Raw genomic sequence first — 16,089 nt, 5'->3', positions numbered from 1 at the left:
TTGCTCGTGATCTTTTGATCTGGCTTTTGATCTAAAGGGCCCCCTTAAACCACGCTGGCCGAACGCAGGTTTTGCGCAGTGGGTAACCCGGCAGGACGCCGGGTTAGCCGCGACACGGCCAAGGATGGCCGATCGCGGCGGGCCCACGGAGCAAAGCCTGTGTGAGGGCATGCCGAGCCACAGCGAGGCACCGAGTGGTAGGGGCATAAGCGTTTGGCCACTTTGCGCTTTTCAAAGTGGCACGGCGTAAGGCCGGAACCGCAAGTGGCCGTGACCGCAGCAAGGGATAGGATTACTGAGCGACAGCGCGGCGTCATTGAGCGTTTAAAGATCAAAAGATCGCGAGCAAGCTCGCTCCTACGCGTGAGTACCGTGCTTTTGATCTGAGGGCCCCCTTAAACCACGCTGGCCGATCGCGAAGTGGCACGGCGTAAAGCCGTAACCTTAAGTGGCCGTGACCGCAGCAATAGATAGGATTGCTGAACGACAGCGCGGCGTCGAAGACGGGGCGGCCCCTCCTGCACTGCGTAATTTGAAAGCCACCAAGGTGAGTATTGATGGCCTGCGAAAATCCTGTGGGCCAGGTTGTGGATAACCGGGCCGAGTGGGTTACGCGCTTGGCGCTTTGTCTTCTGCTACGTCGCTTTCTTGCTCGACGTTTTCCTGTTCGGTATCGACATCCAGGTCCTGGTCGACGGTGCCGCTTTCAATCGCTGCTTTCTTGCGTGCAGCCTTTTCCTCTTTCTTCTGCTCTTTAGCCAAGTCTCTTTGACGCTTAGCGAAGTTATAGTTTGGTTTGGCCATGGGCGATCCTCTGGGCTCGAAGGGGAGGTTGAGCGGCGCGTATTCTGCCCTGTATTGGCGCGTAGCCGTTAGCTGGGTTTTACAAGGCTGCTTTCGGCGCTGTGAATCCGACTTTACACCCGGAAAAAACAGGATGTGGATTTAATCTCGTTGCGTGCTACTTATTCCTACAAAGTTGAAAAAAATGGCCTATGGTTATAAGCCCGATAATGGCTTAGCTGAAGGGGTGTTCGATTAGATCGATAGATCCTGACATGGATCATTGGAATTTCAGGTGTAATCGGGCAATCTGTATACAAATTTATGTTTTTTTGTACCCTGTGCCTTGGAGATAGACCATGTTTGCCAAAGTTGTTGCGGTATCCCTGTTGACTCTGGCCAGCGGCCAATTGCTGGCGGCTGAATGCAAAGTGACGGTCGATTCGACCGATCAGATGACTTACACCACCAAAGCCATCGAGATCGACAAATCGTGCAAGACCTTCACCGTTGAGCTGAAACACTCCGGTAGCCTGCCAAAAAACGTGATGGGTCATAACTGGGTGCTGAGCAAAGAAGCCGATGCCCAAGGCATTGCCACTGACGGCATCAGCGCTGGTATCGACAAGAGCTACCTGAAAGACGGTGACACCCGTGTGCTTGCCCACACCAAAATCATTGGTGCTGGCGAAACAGACTCTGTGACCTTTGATGTGTCCAAGCTGGACCCGGCTGAAAAATACCTGTTTTTCTGCACCTTCCCAGGCCACATCGGCATGATGAAAGGCGCTGTTACGCTGAAATAAGCGCAACCGTCCTACAGACAGCCCTGACGCACCGTGTGCGGTCAGGGCTGTTTGCGTTCAGGTTCAGGCTTTTGAGTCTGTCATCTTGAAGATGCCCTGGGCATTGCTGCTGTCGAAATTCAGATCGATTCGACCGCTTTCAGGGTCGACCTTGCGCTGAATAAACTCAACAAACGACCCCGGTACGCAATGCTCACGCCACTGCCCCTGCTCGTCCAGCAGGCCGCGTGTAACCGTGCACGCGCGGTAGGCGGTTTGCATCACCCGGCCTGAAGCCGACACTTCAATGCTGTCCTTCATGGGCCGTTGAAGGTCACGCTGCTGAGCCACACAGGCCGCCAGGTCTTCCACGCGATCTGTCAGGTGATTGAAGCTGTTGCCCTCGGTGGCAATCCACGCCATCTCGGCGCTTTCGTTGAGCAAGCACTGATAATCGCTTTCAAGCACTACGCCGTGCTGGCGGTCGAAGGCCTTATACAGCGCGGGCAGCAACGTGCGGGCTTCGCTTAGCCTGCAATGGCGGGTCAGGCTCAAACGCTCGAGAATGCTGCGGTGGGCCGCCTGTAGCGGGTCTCGGCTGGAACTGACCACGCGAGTGACGGCTTGCTGGAACCCTTCGCTGAAACGGCCCGGGTGCAATTCCGACACAAAAAACTGCGCAATGTCTTCGGGCAAGTCCATTTGTTGGTACCCCCAGCCCGTCATGTTCAACTTGGTTAGCGGGTAAGTACGCACATCGGTAAAGCCCAATGGCTCCAGCAGCCGGGCAAACGCCTGACGCCCGCGAGGCAATTCGCCATTGGCTGGCCAGTCAACAGTACGAATCGCACCGTGATCAAACACCACTTTGCGACCTTGGCGGGCTTGTTCTTCAACGTAGCGGCGGCCGTCCGGTACGGCGTTCACCAGTTTATGCAACAGGCACAGGTTCAGAGCTTCGGCGAGCCAGGCGCGGTGAAGGGCTTGCTCGTGCCAGTTGAAAGCCAGCAGTGCTTGAGGCACCTCAACATGCTCATGCAGCCATTGCGCTGCCGGTTGATCAAGGACAGCTTCGACAAGCAGGAACAAACCATCGAAAGAAGACATGGGGCTGGGCTCTGGCGACAAAGTAGACCGCTATCAAAGCGTTTGAACGCTGACGCGACAAGCGAAAAAAATTGTGGGGTTCATTCCGTTTATTCGTACAGCAAAGGCGTAGGAGCCAACGGGCTCGCGATCTTTTAACCCTCAACAGATCGCGAGCAATCGAGCGTCGACCGGCTCCTCCTACCGTTAGGGATCAAGGCGCGAACGGCATTTCGCGTTTATGGTGGGTTTTTTCGTAGGTGTTTTTGATGATGGTAAACGCCTCTTCACTCACCGGTTCGCCGTGCAGGAAGGCGTCAATCTCGGCGTAGGAAACGCCGTGGGAGGCTTCGTCCGGCTTGCCTGGCGCAAGGTCTTCAAGGTCTGCCGTGGGCACTTTCTCCACGAGCGATTCCGGCGCACCGAAGTACCGCGCAATGGCCCGGACCTGGTTTTTCACCAGCCCGCTGAGGGGGGCCAGGTCGCAGGAGCCGTCACCAAACTTGGTGAAAAAACCCATCACGGCTTCCGCCGCGTGGTCTGTGCCTATCACCAGCCCGCCTGTAGCCCCGGCGATGGTGTATTGCGCCACCATGCGCATGCGCGCCTTGGTGTTGCCCAGCACAAAGTCCACGGTGGCCGCAGGCTTGCCGTCGAACGCGGTGACTTCGGCGGCCAGCGCTTTGACAGCCGGGCCGATGTTCACGGTTTGGCGTTCATCGGGGTTGATAAAGTCGACGGCCGCCGTGGCGTCGACTTCGTCATGTTGCACGCCATAAGGCAGGCGCACGGCGATAAAACGGTAAGCGTCGTCGCCGGTTTGCTCGCGCAGTTGCTGGATGGCTTTTTGCGCCATCAGGCCGGCGGTCAGCGAGTCGACCCCGCCACTGATACCCAGCACCAGTGTCTTGAGCCTGGCGTTGTGCAGGCAGCACTGAATAAAGGTGATGCGTCGGGCGACCTCGGCCTCTAGGGCGTCGAGGTCTTTAAACGGCGGCTGGACCTTGAGGTCTGTAGCGATCTGGCGCTGGACGGCCTGCATGATTCACTCCTTGGGCGACTGTTCAGGAACATGGAAAACGTGGCGCAAATAAGCGGCGAAGTTGGGGTCGGAGCAATGGGTCTTGCCCGGCTCATCTGAGATTTTTGCTACCGGTGAGCCATTACAGGCGGTCATTTTAAGCACGATACTCATGGGCTCAACCCCCGGAATGTCGCAGGTCAGGTTGGTGCCGATGCCGAAGCTGACATTGATCCGGCCGCGCAGGACCCGGAATATTTCCAGCGAGCGGGGCAGGGTCAGGCTGTCGGAAAACACCAGGGTTTTGCTCATCGGGTCAATGCCCAGCCGATGGTAGTGGGCGATGCATTTTTCAGCCCACACCACCGGGTCGCCCGAGTCGTGCCGCAGCCCGTCAAACAGTTTGGCGAAGAACAGATCGAAATCTGTGAGGAACGCATCGGTGGTGATGCAGTCGGTCAGGGCAATCCCCAGCAGGCCACGGTACTCACGTACCCAGCAATCGAGCGCAGCGCTCTGGCTGTCGATCAGCCGCGGGCCCAGTTGCTGGTGGGCCATGATCCATTCGTGGGCCATTGTCCCCAGCGGCTTCATGTCCAGTTCGCGGGACAGGTGCACGTTACTGGTGCCCACAAACCGCCCTGGGAAATCGTGCTTGAGCACACTGACGACTTCTTCTTGTACGCGGTATGAAAACCGACGACGGGTCCCGAAATCGGCCACTTGCAACTCGGCCAGTTCTTCTGTGCTGGCGTTGGCCTGCAACCAGTCAAACTTGCGGTACAACTGCTCGCGGGCCTGAGACAGTACCGTGTCGGCGTAGCGCGAGCGGTTGCGCACTTCGCTGACAATCGCCAGCAAGGGCACCTCAAACAGAATCACATGCAGCCACGGCCCGCGCAGGCGGATAAACAGCTCGCCGTTCTCGATGCCGGTATGCACATAGCGCGGGTTAAAGCGAAACAGGCCCAGGAAGCGAATAAAGTCCGGCTTCATAAACGTGATGTGTTCCAGAAACCCCAACTGATCCTGAGTCATGTTTAACTCGGTCAGGCGCTCGATCTGCTGGCGGATTTCATTGAGGTACGGGCGCAAGTCTTCGCTGTTGCGGCAACGGAACTCCCACTCGACTTCAACGTTGGGGTAGTTGTGCAGCACCGCCTGCATCATGGTCAGTTTGTAGAAGTCGGTGTCGAGCAAGTTCTGCACGATGCGATCGGCAAACACACTCTCGCTCATGGGGCGCAATCTCCATGCTGGCCGTGCCTGATTGCCACGACGTTCAGCTCTTATCAATGAATGGCACTAGTGGCTCATATCCGTAGACTGTTTTGCCAGTAGTTTTTTACATCCTTGGCCGTAGGCGTGAGCGGGCTCGCGATCGTTTGATCGTAGAAACGCTCGCCCTTACACGGTCAGGTGTCGTCGATGTGCTCCATCATCCAGTTTACAAAGGCTTTCACCTTCGGCACGCCCGCCGAATGCTCCGGGTAGGCCAGGTAATACGCATCACGACTCGGCATCGGGTGCTGCCAGGCAATGACCAGCTTGCCCTCGGTCAATTCTTCTTCCACCAGAAACCTCGGCAGCAAGGCCACACCGCAGCCTACTTGCGCAGCGCGTATGCACATATAGAACGTTTCGAAACGTGGCCCGTGATAGCTGTGGTCGGTGTGATAGCCCTGGCTTTCAAACCATTCGTGCCAGGCCTGCGGGCGTGAGGGGTTTTGTAGCAGCACCAGGTCGGTCAACTGCGTGGGATCGGTGAACGGCTGTTTCGGCAAGCTCGACGGTGCACACACTGCCACCAGTGCTTCGCCGAACAACCTCACGGATTCGGTGCCGGGGCGTGACCCCTGGCCAAAATAAAAGGCCAGGTCACTGCGCCCCTGCAGCAAGTCGTCGGCCGGCTGTTCGTTGCACACGTCCAGATGAATATGCGGATAACGCAGGCGCCAGCCCTTGAGGCGGGGGATCAGCCAACGTGCGCCAAACGTCGACGGCGTTGACACGCGTAACACCTCGGTTTCCCCCCCGTAGGAGCGCAGCGTGTGGGTCGACATTTCGACTTGAGTCAGGATTTTTCGGACTTCTACCAGGTACAACTCCCCGGCCGGGGTCAGTTGCAGGCGGCGGCGAACCCGCCGAAACAATAAGTGCTGTAACAGTTCCTCCAGTTGGGCGACCTGTTTGCTGACGGCACTTTGGGTCAAGTTCAGCTCTTCAGCGGCGCGGGTGAAGCTCAGGTGGCGGGTGACGGCCTCAAAACACTGCAAAGCGGTGATGGATGGCAGGTAGCGCTTATTAAGCATGAACAGCCTCCTTGTTCTTGTTGTCAGGCGACGTTGCCGGCGCAGCATGAATTTTCGGAATGATATCTCGCTTAATGGTCGTTTGTTGGGGCGTTCTGAGCCAGCTACAAATAGGGGACAGCGCCGCTACTGGCGGCCCCTCTTTTTCTGAGCTCAAGGAGTGCCCTTATGTTGGCCGCATTACTGGATCGGCTGGGTGTAAACCCGGCGCTTTACCAACACGGCAATCAGCCGGTCTACACCCCGATCGATGGCAGCCAGGTGGGTGCCGTGCATTGGGAAGGTGCGGCCGAGGTCGAGCAACACGTGACCCGCGCCGAGCAGGCTTTCGACGCCTGGCGCAAAGTGCCGGCACCGCGCCGGGGTGAACTGGTGCGCCAGTTCGGTGACGTGTTGCGCCAGTACAAGGCCGACCTGGGCGAGCTGGTGTCGTGGGAGGCGGGCAAGATCACCCAGGAAGGCCTGGGCGAAGTGCAGGAAATGATCGACATCTGCGATTTTGCGGTCGGCCTGTCGCGTCAGTTATACGGCCTGACCATCGCCTCTGAGCGCCCTGGCCACCATATGCGTGAAACCTGGCACCCGCTGGGCGTGGTGGGGGTGATCAGTGCGTTCAACTTTCCGGTCGCGGTGTGGGCGTGGAACACCACGCTGGCGCTGGTGTGCGGTAATGCAGTGATCTGGAAACCGTCCGAGAAAACCTCGCTGACCGCGCTGGCCTGTCAGGCCCTGTTTGACCGTGTACTGACTGATTTCACCGATGCGCCCCCGTACCTCAGCCAAGTGATCATTGGCGGCCGTGATGCCGGCGAAGCGCTGGTGGATGACCCGCGCGTGGCCTTGATCAGCGCCACTGGCAGCACCCGCATGGGCCGCGAAGTCGCGCCAAAAATTGCCGCGCGGTTTGCCCGCAGCATCCTTGAACTGGGCGGCAACAATGCCATGATTCTTGGGCCGAGCGCCGACCTGGACATGGCCGTGCGGGCCATTTTGTTCAGCGCCGTGGGCACGGCGGGCCAGCGTTGCACCAGCTTGCGCCGCCTTATTGCCCACGAATCGATCAAGCAAGAGATCGTCACCCGCCTCAAGGCGGCCTATTCCAAAGTTCGTATCGGCCACCCGCTGGAAGGCAACCTGGTGGGGCCGCTGATCGACAAACACAGCTTTGACGCCATGCAAGACGCGCTGGAGCAAGCCTTGAGTGAAGGCGGCCGCGTGTTTGGCGGCGAGCGTCAATTGGCCAGCCAATACCCGAACGGTTACTACGTCAGCCCGGCCATTGTGCAAATGCCGGAGCAGAGCGAGGTGATGTGCAGCGAAACCTTTGCGCCGATCCTGTACGTGGTGGGTTACCGCGACTTCAGCGAGGCGCTGCGCCTGAACAACGCCGTGCCACAAGGCCTGTCGTCCTGCATCTTCACCACCGACGTGCGCGAGGCTGAGCAGTTTATGTCAGCCACTGGCAGTGACTGCGGCATTGCCAACGTCAACATCGGGCCAAGCGGTGCAGAGATCGGCGGGGCATTTGGTGGCGAGAAAGAAACCGGTGGCGGCCGTGAGTCGGGTTCCGACGCGTGGCGCGGCTACATGCGGCGCCAGACCAATACCGTGAACTACTCGTTGGAACTGCCGCTGGCGCAGGGCATCACCTTCGACTGAGTGGGTACACAATGGCGTGTAGTCGCTGCCGAAGGCTGCGATAGGTCGCGCAGCACACCTGCTTTTTAAGGTCCTGCGGCCCTTATCGCAGCCTGCGGCAGCGACTACAGGTGATTTGCGTTTGGTTAGGTTTCATCTCTGGAGCTTGGCAATGCCTTTACGCGAACAATGTCTGTGGGAATACCTGACACCGCAACGCCCAAAATCACCCGCCTTCAAGGGTGAATTGAACGTTGATGTGTGTGTGATCGGTGCCGGAATCACCGGCCTGTCCGCCGCCGTTCATTTGCTCGAACAGGGCAAAAGCGTGTGTGTGCTTGAAGCCCATCGCACCGGCCATGGCGGTTCCGGGCGCAATGTGGGGTTGGTCAACGCGGGCATGTGGATCCCGCCCGATGAGATCGAAGCCGGGTTTGGCGAAGCCATCGGTAGCCAACTCAATCGCATGCTCGGTGCTGCGCCCGCGCGGGTATTCGGCCTGATCGACAAGTACCACATCGACTGTCAGTTGCGCCGCGAAGGCACGCTGCACATGGCCCACAACGCCAAAGGCGAAGCTGATTTACGCAGCCGCGAAGCCCAATGGAAGCGCCGGGGCGCACCCGTAGAACTGCTCACCGGGGCCGCCTGCGAGGTGGCCACCGGCACCTCAAAAATCGCCGCTGCCTTGCTTGACCGGCGGGCGGGCACCCTCAACCCGATGGCCTACACCTCAGGCTTGGCCACAGCGGCCAGCGCGCTGGGCGGGCGGTTGTTCGATCATTCGCCGGTCACCGGGCTGGAGCGTCAGGGCCAACGCTGGTCGGTGCACACCGCACACGGCGCGGTGAACGCCGAGCATGTTGTGCTGGCCTCCAACGCCTACACCGAAGGCGAATGGACGGATTTGCGGCGCAATTTTTTCCCCGGTTATTACTACCAGGTTGCGTCCAAACCCCTGACCGATGACACGGCCAACCGTATCTTGCCGGGCGGGCAGGGCTCGTGGGACACCCGCCAGGTATTGAGCAGTATTCGCCGCGATGCCGAGGGCCGTTTGCTGTTGGGTAGCCTGGGCAATGGCAATCAAAAGCCCGCATGGTTTCTCAAGGCCTGGGCCGACCGTGTGCAGCAGCACTATTTCCCGTATTTGAAAGGGGTGGAGTGGGAATGCACCTGGACCGGCTGCATTGCGTTTACCCCCGACCATTTGATGCGCTTGTTCGAGCCCGCGCCCGGTTTGGTCGCGGTTACCGGCTACAACGGCCGGGGCGTCACCACCGGCACGGTGGTGGGCAAGGCGTTTGCCGATTACCTGTGCCACGGCGATGCCAAGGCACTGCCCATTCCGTTCTCGCCGATGCAGCCCGTGGCAGGCGCAGCGCTGCGCAGTTGCCTGTATGAGGCCGGTTTTTCGCTGTACCACGCCGGGCAGTGCCTAAGAATCGTGATTTAAACGTTTTCAGGCGTTACGTGTGGGGGCGGCTTGCGCACCGACTTTACGTTTAGGGAGCAGCGTGTAGCACTTGTGCACCGACAGTGTGCAGATCGGTGACGCAGTGGGTTACCGGGCTGTCGCCTGGTGCAGGGCAACCCGGTTGCGCGGCAGGGCTTGCTCGGTGGCGCTCAATGGTAACAAACGGTTTCACCCTCCTCGGTTTAGACGGTTGCACGCTCAATAAAAATGGGCCCGAAACAGTCGATTGATCACAGCCAGACCACGACTTTCCAAGAATAAAAAACCAATGGCACGCCGCTTGCTCTGCGTTTTAAGTGAAGTCGAAGTGCCATCTAATAAAACCTCAGGAGCACCACCTCATGTCGCAGACGTTCTATAAGAAAGGTTTTTTGGCTCTCGCAGTGGCTGCTGCGTTGGGCGTTTCTACGTTTGTCCAGGCTGATCTGAAAATTGGTGTGGCGGGCCCGATGACCGGTGCCAACGCGGCATTTGGTGAGCAGTACATGAAGGGCGCGCAGGCGGCGGCGGACGAGATCAACGCCAAGGGTGGGGTGAACGGCGAGAAGATTGTGTTGGTCAAGGGGGACGACGCGTGTGAACCGAAGCAGGCCGTGTCTGTGGCTAACCGTCTGGTCGATCAAGACAAGGTCGTGGGTGTGGTCGGGCATTTCTGCTCATCGAACACCATTCCAGCCTCTGAGGTGTATGCCGATGCCGGTGTGATCATGATCACCCCCGGCTCGACCAACCCTCAGGTCACCGAGCGCGGCCTGGATGCGGTATTCCGTATGTGCGGGCGTGATGACCAGCAGGGCATCGTGGCCGGCGACTACATCGTTGATGTGCTCAAGGGCAAAAAAGTGGTCGTGATCAACGATAAGGACACTTATGGCAAAGGCCTGGCCGATGCCACCAGCGCACAGCTGACCAAGCGTGGCGTGAAGCCGATTCTTGAAGAAGGCCTGACCCGCGGCGAAAAAGACTTCAGCGCCCTGGTGACCAAGATCCGTTCACTCGGTGCTGACGTGGTGTACTTCGGCGGCCTGCACCCTGAGGCTGGCCCGTTGGTACGTCAACTGCGTGAGCAAGGCCTCAAGGACGTGAAGTTTATGTCTGATGACGGTGTGGTCACCGATGAGCTGGTGAGCACCGCTGGCGGCAAGCAATATGTTGAAGGGGTGTACATGACCTTTGGTGCCGACCCGCGCCTGCTGCCAGACAGCAAAGCCGTGGTCGACCAGTTCCGTAAAGCGGGTACTGAGCCAGAAGGTTACACCCTGTATGCCTACGCTTCGGTCCAGGCCCTGGCCGAAGCCTTTGCCGGTGCCAACTCCAACAAGGGTGAAGAGGCTGCCAAATGGCTAAAGGCCAACCCGGTGAAAACCGTGATGGGCGAAAAAGCCTGGGACAACAAGGGCGACCTTAAAGTCTCCGACTACGTGATGTATCAGTGGGACGCCAACGGCAAATATCACCAACTGGAAAAACAGCAGTGACATGAACCACTGGCCTGAACGGCGCTTCGGCGACCGTTCGGGTGGGTGGGGTTGCTATCACCTGTCTTCTTTTCCATGAACCGCGCAAGTCGTGTGCTCCGGGCCGTCCGTTGACGGCCCGGCGGTTACGCGTTTGCGCCCGGGTTCAAGTGCGTGAGATTGCGTTATGGACGGTATATTCCTGCAGCAACTGCTGAACGGCCTGACCCTCGGGTCTGTTTATGGCCTGATTGCCATCGGCTACACAATGGTCTACGGCATCATCGGCATGATTAACTTCGCCCACGGCGAGGTGTACATGATCTCTGCTTACCTCGCGGCGATCAGTCTGGCTCTGCTGGCGTACTTCGGTATTGAATCCTTCCCGCTGCTCATGTTGGGCACGCTGATTTTCACGGTGGTGGTCACCGGCGTGTATGGCTGGGTTATTGAGCGTGTGGCTTACAAACCCCTGCGAAATTCCACTCGGCTGGCACCGCTGATCAGCGCCATTGGCATCTCCCTTATCCTGCAAAACTACGTGCAAATTGCTCAGGGCTCGCGCCAGCAAGGCGTGCCGACCCTGCTGAGCGGCGCTTGGCGTGTCGACATCGGCACAGGCTTTGTGCAACTCACCTACACCAAAGTGTTCATCCTGGTCGCCGCCTTTGTCGGCATGGGTCTGCTCACTTACATCATCAAGTACACCAAGCTGGGCCGCATGTGCCGGGCCACTCAGCAAGACCGCAAGATGGCCTCGATTCTGGGCATTAACACTGATCGAGTCATTTCCTACGTGTTTGTGATCGGTGCCGCGATGGCCGCACTGGCCGGTGTACTCATCACCATGAACTACGGCACGTTCGACTTCTATGCCGGCTTTATTATCGGGATCAAGGCGTTTACCGCTGCCGTTCTTGGCGGGATTGGCTCGCTGCCGGGGGCCATGTTGGGCGGCATTATCCTGGGTATTTCCGAGTCGCTTTTTGCCGGGTTGATTAACTCGGACTACAAGGACGTGTTCAGTTTCTCACTGTTGGTGCTGATCCTGATTTTCCGTCCTCAAGGCCTGCTGGGTCGTCCTCTTGTGGCGAAGGTGTGAGTATGTCTGCAGCCATTAAACCGATTGATATCAAAAAGAGCGTGATCGATTCGATTCTGGCCGGGTTGATTTCATTGATTGTGTTCGGGCCTATCGTGGGGGTCGTGCTCGACGGCTACACCTTCAACCTGCAACCGGCGCGTGTGGGCTGGCTGGTGGCGATTGTGATGGTGGGGCGTTTTGCCCTGAGCCTGTTTTTGCAAACGCCCAAGGGTTTGAAAATATTGCAGGGGTTTGAGTCCACGAGCTCTGGCGTGCATGTACTGCCGCCCGATTACAAATCGCGGTTGCGCTGGATCGTGCCGCTGCTGATCGTGATTGCCATCGTGTTCCCATTCTTCGCCAACAAATACCTGCTGACGGTGGTCATTCTGGGCCTGATCTACGTCTTGCTCGGCCTGGGCCTGAACATCGTGGTGGGGCTGGCGGGGCTGCTGGACCTGGGCTACGTGGCCTTCTACGCCATTGGTGCCTACGGGCTGGCACTGGGCTATCAATACCTGGGGCTGGGGTTCTGGACGGTGCTGCCGCTGGCGGCGATTGCGGCGGCCATGGCGGGGTGCATCCTGGGGTTTCCCGTGTTGCGAATGCACGGTGACTACCTGGCCATCGTGACCCTGGGTTTTGGTGAAATCATCCGGTTGGTGCTCAATAACTGGCTGTCGTTTACCGGTGGCCCCAATGGCATGCCGGTGCCATCCCCGACCTTTTTGGGCCTGGAATTCGGGCGTGTGGCCAAGGACGGCGGCGTGCCGTTTCATCAATTCTTTGGCCTGGACTACAACCCCAACATCAAATTCCTGTTTATCTACATCGTGCTGTTTCTGGTAGTGCTGCTGGTGCTGTACATCAAGCACCGCTTGACCCGGATGCCGATCGGCCGCGCCTGGGAAGCCCTGCGTGAGGACGAAATCGCCTGCCGTGCCATGGGCTTGAACCATGTGCTGGTCAAGCTCTCGGCGTTCACCCTGGGTGCCTCGACCGCTGGCCTGGCGGGGGTGTTTTTCGCCAGCTACCAAGGGTTCGTCAACCCGTCCTCGTTCACCTTTTTTGAATCGGCGCTGATCCTCGCCATTGTGGTGCTCGGCGGCATGGGCTCGACGGTGGGCGTGGTGATTGCAGCATTTGTGTTGACGGTGGCCCCCGAACTGCTGCGCAGCTTTGCTGAGTACCGGGTGCTGCTGTTTGGCGTATTGATGGTCTTGATGATGATTTGGCGACCGCGGGGCCTGATCCGTATCAGCCGTGTCGGGGTCACACCGCGCAAGGGAGTCGCGCCATGATGAAAGATGAAGTCGTGCTCAGCGTCGACAACCTCATGATGCATTTCGGCGGGATCAAGGCCTTGAGCGATGTCAGCCTCAAGGTCAAGCGCAACTCGATCTTTGCCCTGATCGGCCCGAACGGGGCCGGTAAAACCACGGTGTTCAACTGCCTGACCGGCTTTTACAAAGCCACCGGCGGCAAGATCGAAATCAACGCCCGTGGCACTCACACCAACGTGATCAAGCTGTTGGGTGAACCGTTTCGGTTCAGTGATTTCATCTCGCCCAAAACATTCGCCAGCCGCTTGTTTTACAAAATGTTCGGTGGCACCCACCTGGTGAACCGTGCTGGCCTGGCGCGCACCTTCCAGAACATTCGCCTGTTCAAGGAAATGTCGGTGCTGGAAAACCTGTTGGTCGCGCAGCACATGTGGGTCAACCGCAATATGCTGGCGGGCATCCTCAACACCCAGGGTTATCGTCAGGCTGAAAGCGATGCGTTGGACCACGCGTTTTACTGGCTGGAAGTGGTGGACCTGGTGGACTGCGCCAACCGCTTGGCCGGTGAATTGTCTTACGGCCAGCAGCGGCGTCTGGAGATTGCCCGGGCCATGTGCACACGCCCGCAAATTATCTGCCTGGACGAACCGGCGGCAGGTCTCAACCCCCAGGAGACCGAAGCGTTAAGCGCGATGATTCGCCTGCTGCGCGACGAACACGACCTGACGGTGGTGTTGATTGAGCACGACATGGGTATGGTCATGAGCATTTCCGATCACATCGTGGTGCTCGACCACGGCAACGTGATCGCCGAGGGCGGGCCTGAAGCGATTCGCAATGACCCCAAAGTGATTGCCGCCTACCTGGGTGCCGATGAAGAGGAGTTGGTATGACGAGCACGATCCTCGAACTCAAGGACCTGGACGTTCACTACGGGCCTATCCAGGCGTTGAAGAAAGTCTCGATGCACATTGAAGAGGGCGAAACCGTGAGCCTGATCGGCTCCAACGGCGCGGGCAAATCCACGTTGCTGATGTCGATCTTCGGCCAGCCCCGGGCCAGTGGTGGGCAGATTCTTTATCAGGGTGTGGATATCACACAAAAGTCTTCGCACTACATCGCGTCCAACGGCATTGCCCAGTCGCCGGAAGGGCGCCGTGTGTTCCCGGACATGTCGGTTGAAGAGAACCTGCTGATGGGCACCATTCCCATTGGTGACAAACACGCCGCTGAAGACATGCAGCGCATGTTTGAACTCTTCCCCCGGCTTAAGGAGCGGCGTAACCAGCGGGCCATGACCATGTCGGGTGGCGAGCAGCAAATGCTCGCCATCGCCCGCGCCCTGATGAGCCGCCCCAAGCTGTTGCTGCTGGATGAGCCCAGCCTGGGGCTGGCACCGATTGTGGTGAAACAGATTTTCGCCACCTTGCGTGAACTGGCGAAGACCGGCATGACCCTCTTTCTTGTGGAGCAAAACGCCAACCACGCGCTGCGTCTTTCAGACCGAGCCTACGTGATGGTCAACGGAGAAATTCGCCTGAGCGGCACCGGGCAAGAACTGCTGAGTAACGAAGAAGTGCGCAACGCCTACTTGGGCGGGCATTAAACCTCCCTCGTAGGCGCGAACGGGCTCGTGATCTTTTAGAAAGACTCAAAGATCGCGAGCACGTTCGCGCCTACGAACGGGGTGTTGTTTTGTTCGACAATTTGCACGCTTGACACCGCATTTCCAAATTGTGGAAAACAATATTGCAACCCGACTAAAGCGCGACATAAAGCCGCTGTAAATCCCTGTTTTGTCATCATTTTGACTTGTCCCCGTTTGCTGTGGAGGTGGCTGTGGGTAACGTGGGAGTAGTTGGCTGAAGCCCTTTGTTTACGTGGCGTGCAGAGGTGTGGTTGTTTTTTGATCAGCTGCTTTTTCTTGGCCTTCCAGACAATTTGTCAACAGGTTTATGTTTTTTTATCCGCGACTTTAGGCCAGGTACTAACCTGTGGATAAGTCTGTGATTAAACTCTGGAAAGAACGCTCGGGACGGCGTAAGAACTGGCCTGTGGCTATCTATCCGTTTTCTCTGCTTCGCCCTGTTTTGAAGCCGCTGCATGGCCGACCTGCTCAGGTCAAGCTAAAAAAACCCTCTACCTTCCTCCCAGGCCTTGTGTACCAAGGCTTTGGGTATTTTCGAGTTGCCCCCAAAGACTGTGGACGGGGCTGTGGATAAGGTGCGTGCATGTCGCGCCAGCCCTTATGTGACGTGGCCTTGCGCCGGTTGACTGTTTTTTATACAGCGGCAGGCTGGCTAACGCGCCGGGTTGCCGCCGGATCGCGACCTAGGCATGCTGCTGAACGTCTAATTCAATGGCGGTCGACGCCCGCCAGCCAAGGAGAACATGATGACTTCCACCCTGTTTATTACGGGCGCAACTTCTGGGTTTGGTGAGGCCTGTGCACGCCGGTTTGCGCAGGCAGGCTGGAAATTGGTGTTGACCGGTCGACGTAAGGATCGTCTGGATGCACTGTGCGAAGAGTTGTCCAGCCAGACCGAAGTGCATGGCCTGGTGCTGGACGTGCGAGATCGTGCGGCGATGGAAGCGGCGATTGCCAACCTGCCGGAGTCGTTCAGCACACTGCGCGGCCTGATCAACAACGCGGGCCTGGCCCTGGGCACCGACCCTGCGCCCAAGTGCGACCTGGATGATTGGGAAACCATGGTCGACACCAACATCAAGGGCTTGCTGTTCAGCACCCGCCTGCTGTTACCGCGTTTGATCGCTTATGGGCGCGGTGCCGGTATCGTCAACCTGGGCTCTATCGCGGGCAGCTACCCTTACCCGGGCAGCCATGTGTACGGCGGCACCAAAGCCTTCGTGAAGCAGTTTTCCCTGAACCTGCGCTGTGACTTGCAGGGCACAGGGGTGCGGGTCAGCAATATTGAGCCGGGCCTGTGCGAAAGTGAATTCTCGATGGTGCGTTTTGGCGGCGACCAGGCGCGTTACGACGCCACTTACCAGGGCGCTGAGCCGATCCAGCCGCAGGACATTGCCGAAACCGTGTTCTGGGTACTCAACACACCGGCGCATATCAACATCAACCGCCTTGAGCTGATGCCCGTGTCGCAGTCCTGGAACGGTTTTGCCATTGAGCGCAACGCCAAGGCGTAGC

At 58.4% G+C, this 16,089-nt stretch carries 14 protein-coding genes; 9 read left to right on the top strand and 5 right to left on the bottom strand.

Annotated elements, in window-relative coordinates; translation table 11 throughout:
* Positions 1-609: 609 nt before the first annotated feature.
* Positions 610-804, bottom strand: a complete 195-nt coding sequence (locus tag Q1W15_RS06640; RefSeq protein ID WP_300725321.1) for a hypothetical protein — start codon at positions 802-804, stop codon at positions 610-612.
* 338 nt (positions 805-1,142) lie between these two features.
* Between Q1W15_RS06640 and azu the strand changes: the two genes are divergently transcribed.
* Positions 1,143-1,589 (top strand): azurin, encoded by a 447-nt coding sequence (gene azu, locus Q1W15_RS06635; RefSeq protein ID WP_300725319.1) that lies wholly within the window; start codon positions 1,143-1,145, stop codon positions 1,587-1,589.
* Between the two features lie 63 nt (positions 1,590-1,652).
* Here the strand turns inward: azu and Q1W15_RS06630 are convergent, their stop codons facing one another.
* From Q1W15_RS06630 to Q1W15_RS06615, 4 genes are all read right to left on the bottom strand, one after another.
* Positions 1,653-2,675 carry a DUF1338 domain-containing protein gene (locus Q1W15_RS06630; RefSeq protein WP_300725317.1) on the bottom strand — a complete coding sequence of 341 codons (1,023 nt, stop codon included), beginning with the start codon at positions 2,673-2,675 and terminating at the stop codon, positions 1,653-1,655.
* A gap of 193 nt (positions 2,676-2,868) precedes the next feature.
* Positions 2,869-3,696, bottom strand: a complete 828-nt coding sequence (gene nadE, locus Q1W15_RS06625; RefSeq protein ID WP_300725316.1) for an ammonia-dependent NAD(+) synthetase — start codon at positions 3,694-3,696, stop codon at positions 2,869-2,871.
* A 3-nt stretch (positions 3,697-3,699) separates the two neighbouring features.
* On the bottom strand, positions 3,700-4,914 hold the full coding sequence (gene pncB / locus Q1W15_RS06620; protein WP_300725314.1) for a nicotinate phosphoribosyltransferase: 1,215 nt from the start codon (positions 4,912-4,914) through the stop codon (positions 3,700-3,702).
* Between the two features lie 176 nt (positions 4,915-5,090).
* Positions 5,091-5,987, bottom strand: coding sequence for a LysR substrate-binding domain-containing protein (locus Q1W15_RS06615; RefSeq protein ID WP_300725312.1), 897 nt, complete (start codon positions 5,985-5,987; stop codon positions 5,091-5,093).
* 168 nt (positions 5,988-6,155) lie between these two features.
* Between Q1W15_RS06615 and Q1W15_RS06610 the strand changes: the two genes are divergently transcribed.
* From Q1W15_RS06610 to Q1W15_RS06575, 8 genes are all read left to right on the top strand, one after another.
* On the top strand, positions 6,156-7,646 hold the full coding sequence (locus Q1W15_RS06610) for an aldehyde dehydrogenase family protein (RefSeq protein WP_300725310.1): 1,491 nt from the start codon (positions 6,156-6,158) through the stop codon (positions 7,644-7,646).
* A 151-nt stretch (positions 7,647-7,797) separates the two neighbouring features.
* Positions 7,798-9,081 (top strand): FAD-binding oxidoreductase, encoded by a 1,284-nt coding sequence (locus Q1W15_RS06605; RefSeq protein ID WP_300725308.1) that lies wholly within the window; start codon positions 7,798-7,800, stop codon positions 9,079-9,081.
* A 362-nt stretch (positions 9,082-9,443) separates the two neighbouring features.
* Entirely contained in the window at positions 9,444-10,580 is a 1,137-nt protein-coding gene (locus tag Q1W15_RS06600; RefSeq protein ID WP_300725306.1) for a branched-chain amino acid ABC transporter substrate-binding protein, read from the top strand.
* Positions 10,581-10,746: 166 nt separating this feature from the next.
* Positions 10,747-11,661, top strand: a complete 915-nt coding sequence (locus Q1W15_RS06595; RefSeq protein WP_300725304.1) for a branched-chain amino acid ABC transporter permease LivH — start codon at positions 10,747-10,749, stop codon at positions 11,659-11,661.
* A 2-nt stretch (positions 11,662-11,663) separates the two neighbouring features.
* The gene (gene livM / locus Q1W15_RS06590) at positions 11,664-12,944 is read left to right on the top strand and encodes a high-affinity branched-chain amino acid ABC transporter permease LivM (protein ID WP_300725302.1); all 1,281 of its coding nucleotides are present in this window, start codon (positions 11,664-11,666) and stop codon (positions 12,942-12,944) included.
* Entirely contained in the window at positions 12,944-13,819 is an 876-nt protein-coding gene (locus tag Q1W15_RS06585; protein ID WP_300725326.1) for an ABC transporter ATP-binding protein, read from the top strand. Before livM ends, Q1W15_RS06585 begins: the two co-directional genes overlap by 1 nt.
* On the top strand, positions 13,816-14,532 hold the full coding sequence (locus Q1W15_RS06580) for an ABC transporter ATP-binding protein (protein ID WP_300725300.1): 717 nt from the start codon (positions 13,816-13,818) through the stop codon (positions 14,530-14,532). The genes Q1W15_RS06585 and Q1W15_RS06580 overlap by 4 nt, the downstream gene beginning before the upstream one ends.
* 788 nt (positions 14,533-15,320) lie before the next feature.
* Positions 15,321-16,088: an SDR family oxidoreductase gene (locus tag Q1W15_RS06575; protein ID WP_300725298.1), complete on the top strand. Its 768-nt coding sequence runs from the start codon at positions 15,321-15,323 to the stop codon at positions 16,086-16,088.
* Position 16,089 lies beyond the last annotated feature (1 nt).

It is taken from the genome of Pseudomonas sp., from assembly GCF_030150285.1.
In the GTDB taxonomy this organism is placed as follows: domain Bacteria; phylum Pseudomonadota; class Gammaproteobacteria; order Pseudomonadales; family Pseudomonadaceae; genus Aquipseudomonas.
This window is presented reverse-complemented; position numbering and strand designations above follow the sequence as displayed.

Excerpts from the sequence above, each read along its gene's own strand:
- Q1W15_RS06640 (WP_300725321.1), bottom strand. The coding sequence starts at position 804 with ATGGCCAAACCAAACTATAACTTCGCTAAGCGTCAAAGAGACTTGGCT.
- azu (WP_300725319.1), top strand. The coding sequence starts at position 1,143 with ATGTTTGCCAAAGTTGTTGCGGTATCCCTGTTGACTCTGGCCAGCGGC.
- Q1W15_RS06630 (WP_300725317.1), bottom strand. The coding sequence starts at position 2,675 with ATGTCTTCTTTCGATGGTTTGTTCCTGCTTGTCGAAGCTGTCCTTGAT.
- nadE (WP_300725316.1), bottom strand. The coding sequence starts at position 3,696 with ATGCAGGCCGTCCAGCGCCAGATCGCTACAGACCTCAAGGTCCAGCCG.
- pncB (WP_300725314.1), bottom strand. The coding sequence starts at position 4,914 with ATGAGCGAGAGTGTGTTTGCCGATCGCATCGTGCAGAACTTGCTCGAC.
- Q1W15_RS06615 (WP_300725312.1), bottom strand. The coding sequence starts at position 5,987 with ATGCTTAATAAGCGCTACCTGCCATCCATCACCGCTTTGCAGTGTTTT.
- Q1W15_RS06610 (WP_300725310.1), top strand. The coding sequence starts at position 6,156 with ATGTTGGCCGCATTACTGGATCGGCTGGGTGTAAACCCGGCGCTTTAC.
- Q1W15_RS06605 (WP_300725308.1), top strand. The coding sequence starts at position 7,798 with ATGCCTTTACGCGAACAATGTCTGTGGGAATACCTGACACCGCAACGC.
- Q1W15_RS06600 (WP_300725306.1), top strand. The coding sequence starts at position 9,444 with ATGTCGCAGACGTTCTATAAGAAAGGTTTTTTGGCTCTCGCAGTGGCT.
- Q1W15_RS06595 (WP_300725304.1), top strand. The coding sequence starts at position 10,747 with ATGGACGGTATATTCCTGCAGCAACTGCTGAACGGCCTGACCCTCGGG.
- livM (WP_300725302.1), top strand. The coding sequence starts at position 11,664 with ATGTCTGCAGCCATTAAACCGATTGATATCAAAAAGAGCGTGATCGAT.
- Q1W15_RS06585 (WP_300725326.1), top strand. The coding sequence starts at position 12,944 with ATGAAAGATGAAGTCGTGCTCAGCGTCGACAACCTCATGATGCATTTC.
- Q1W15_RS06580 (WP_300725300.1), top strand. The coding sequence starts at position 13,816 with ATGACGAGCACGATCCTCGAACTCAAGGACCTGGACGTTCACTACGGG.
- Q1W15_RS06575 (WP_300725298.1), top strand. The coding sequence starts at position 15,321 with ATGACTTCCACCCTGTTTATTACGGGCGCAACTTCTGGGTTTGGTGAG.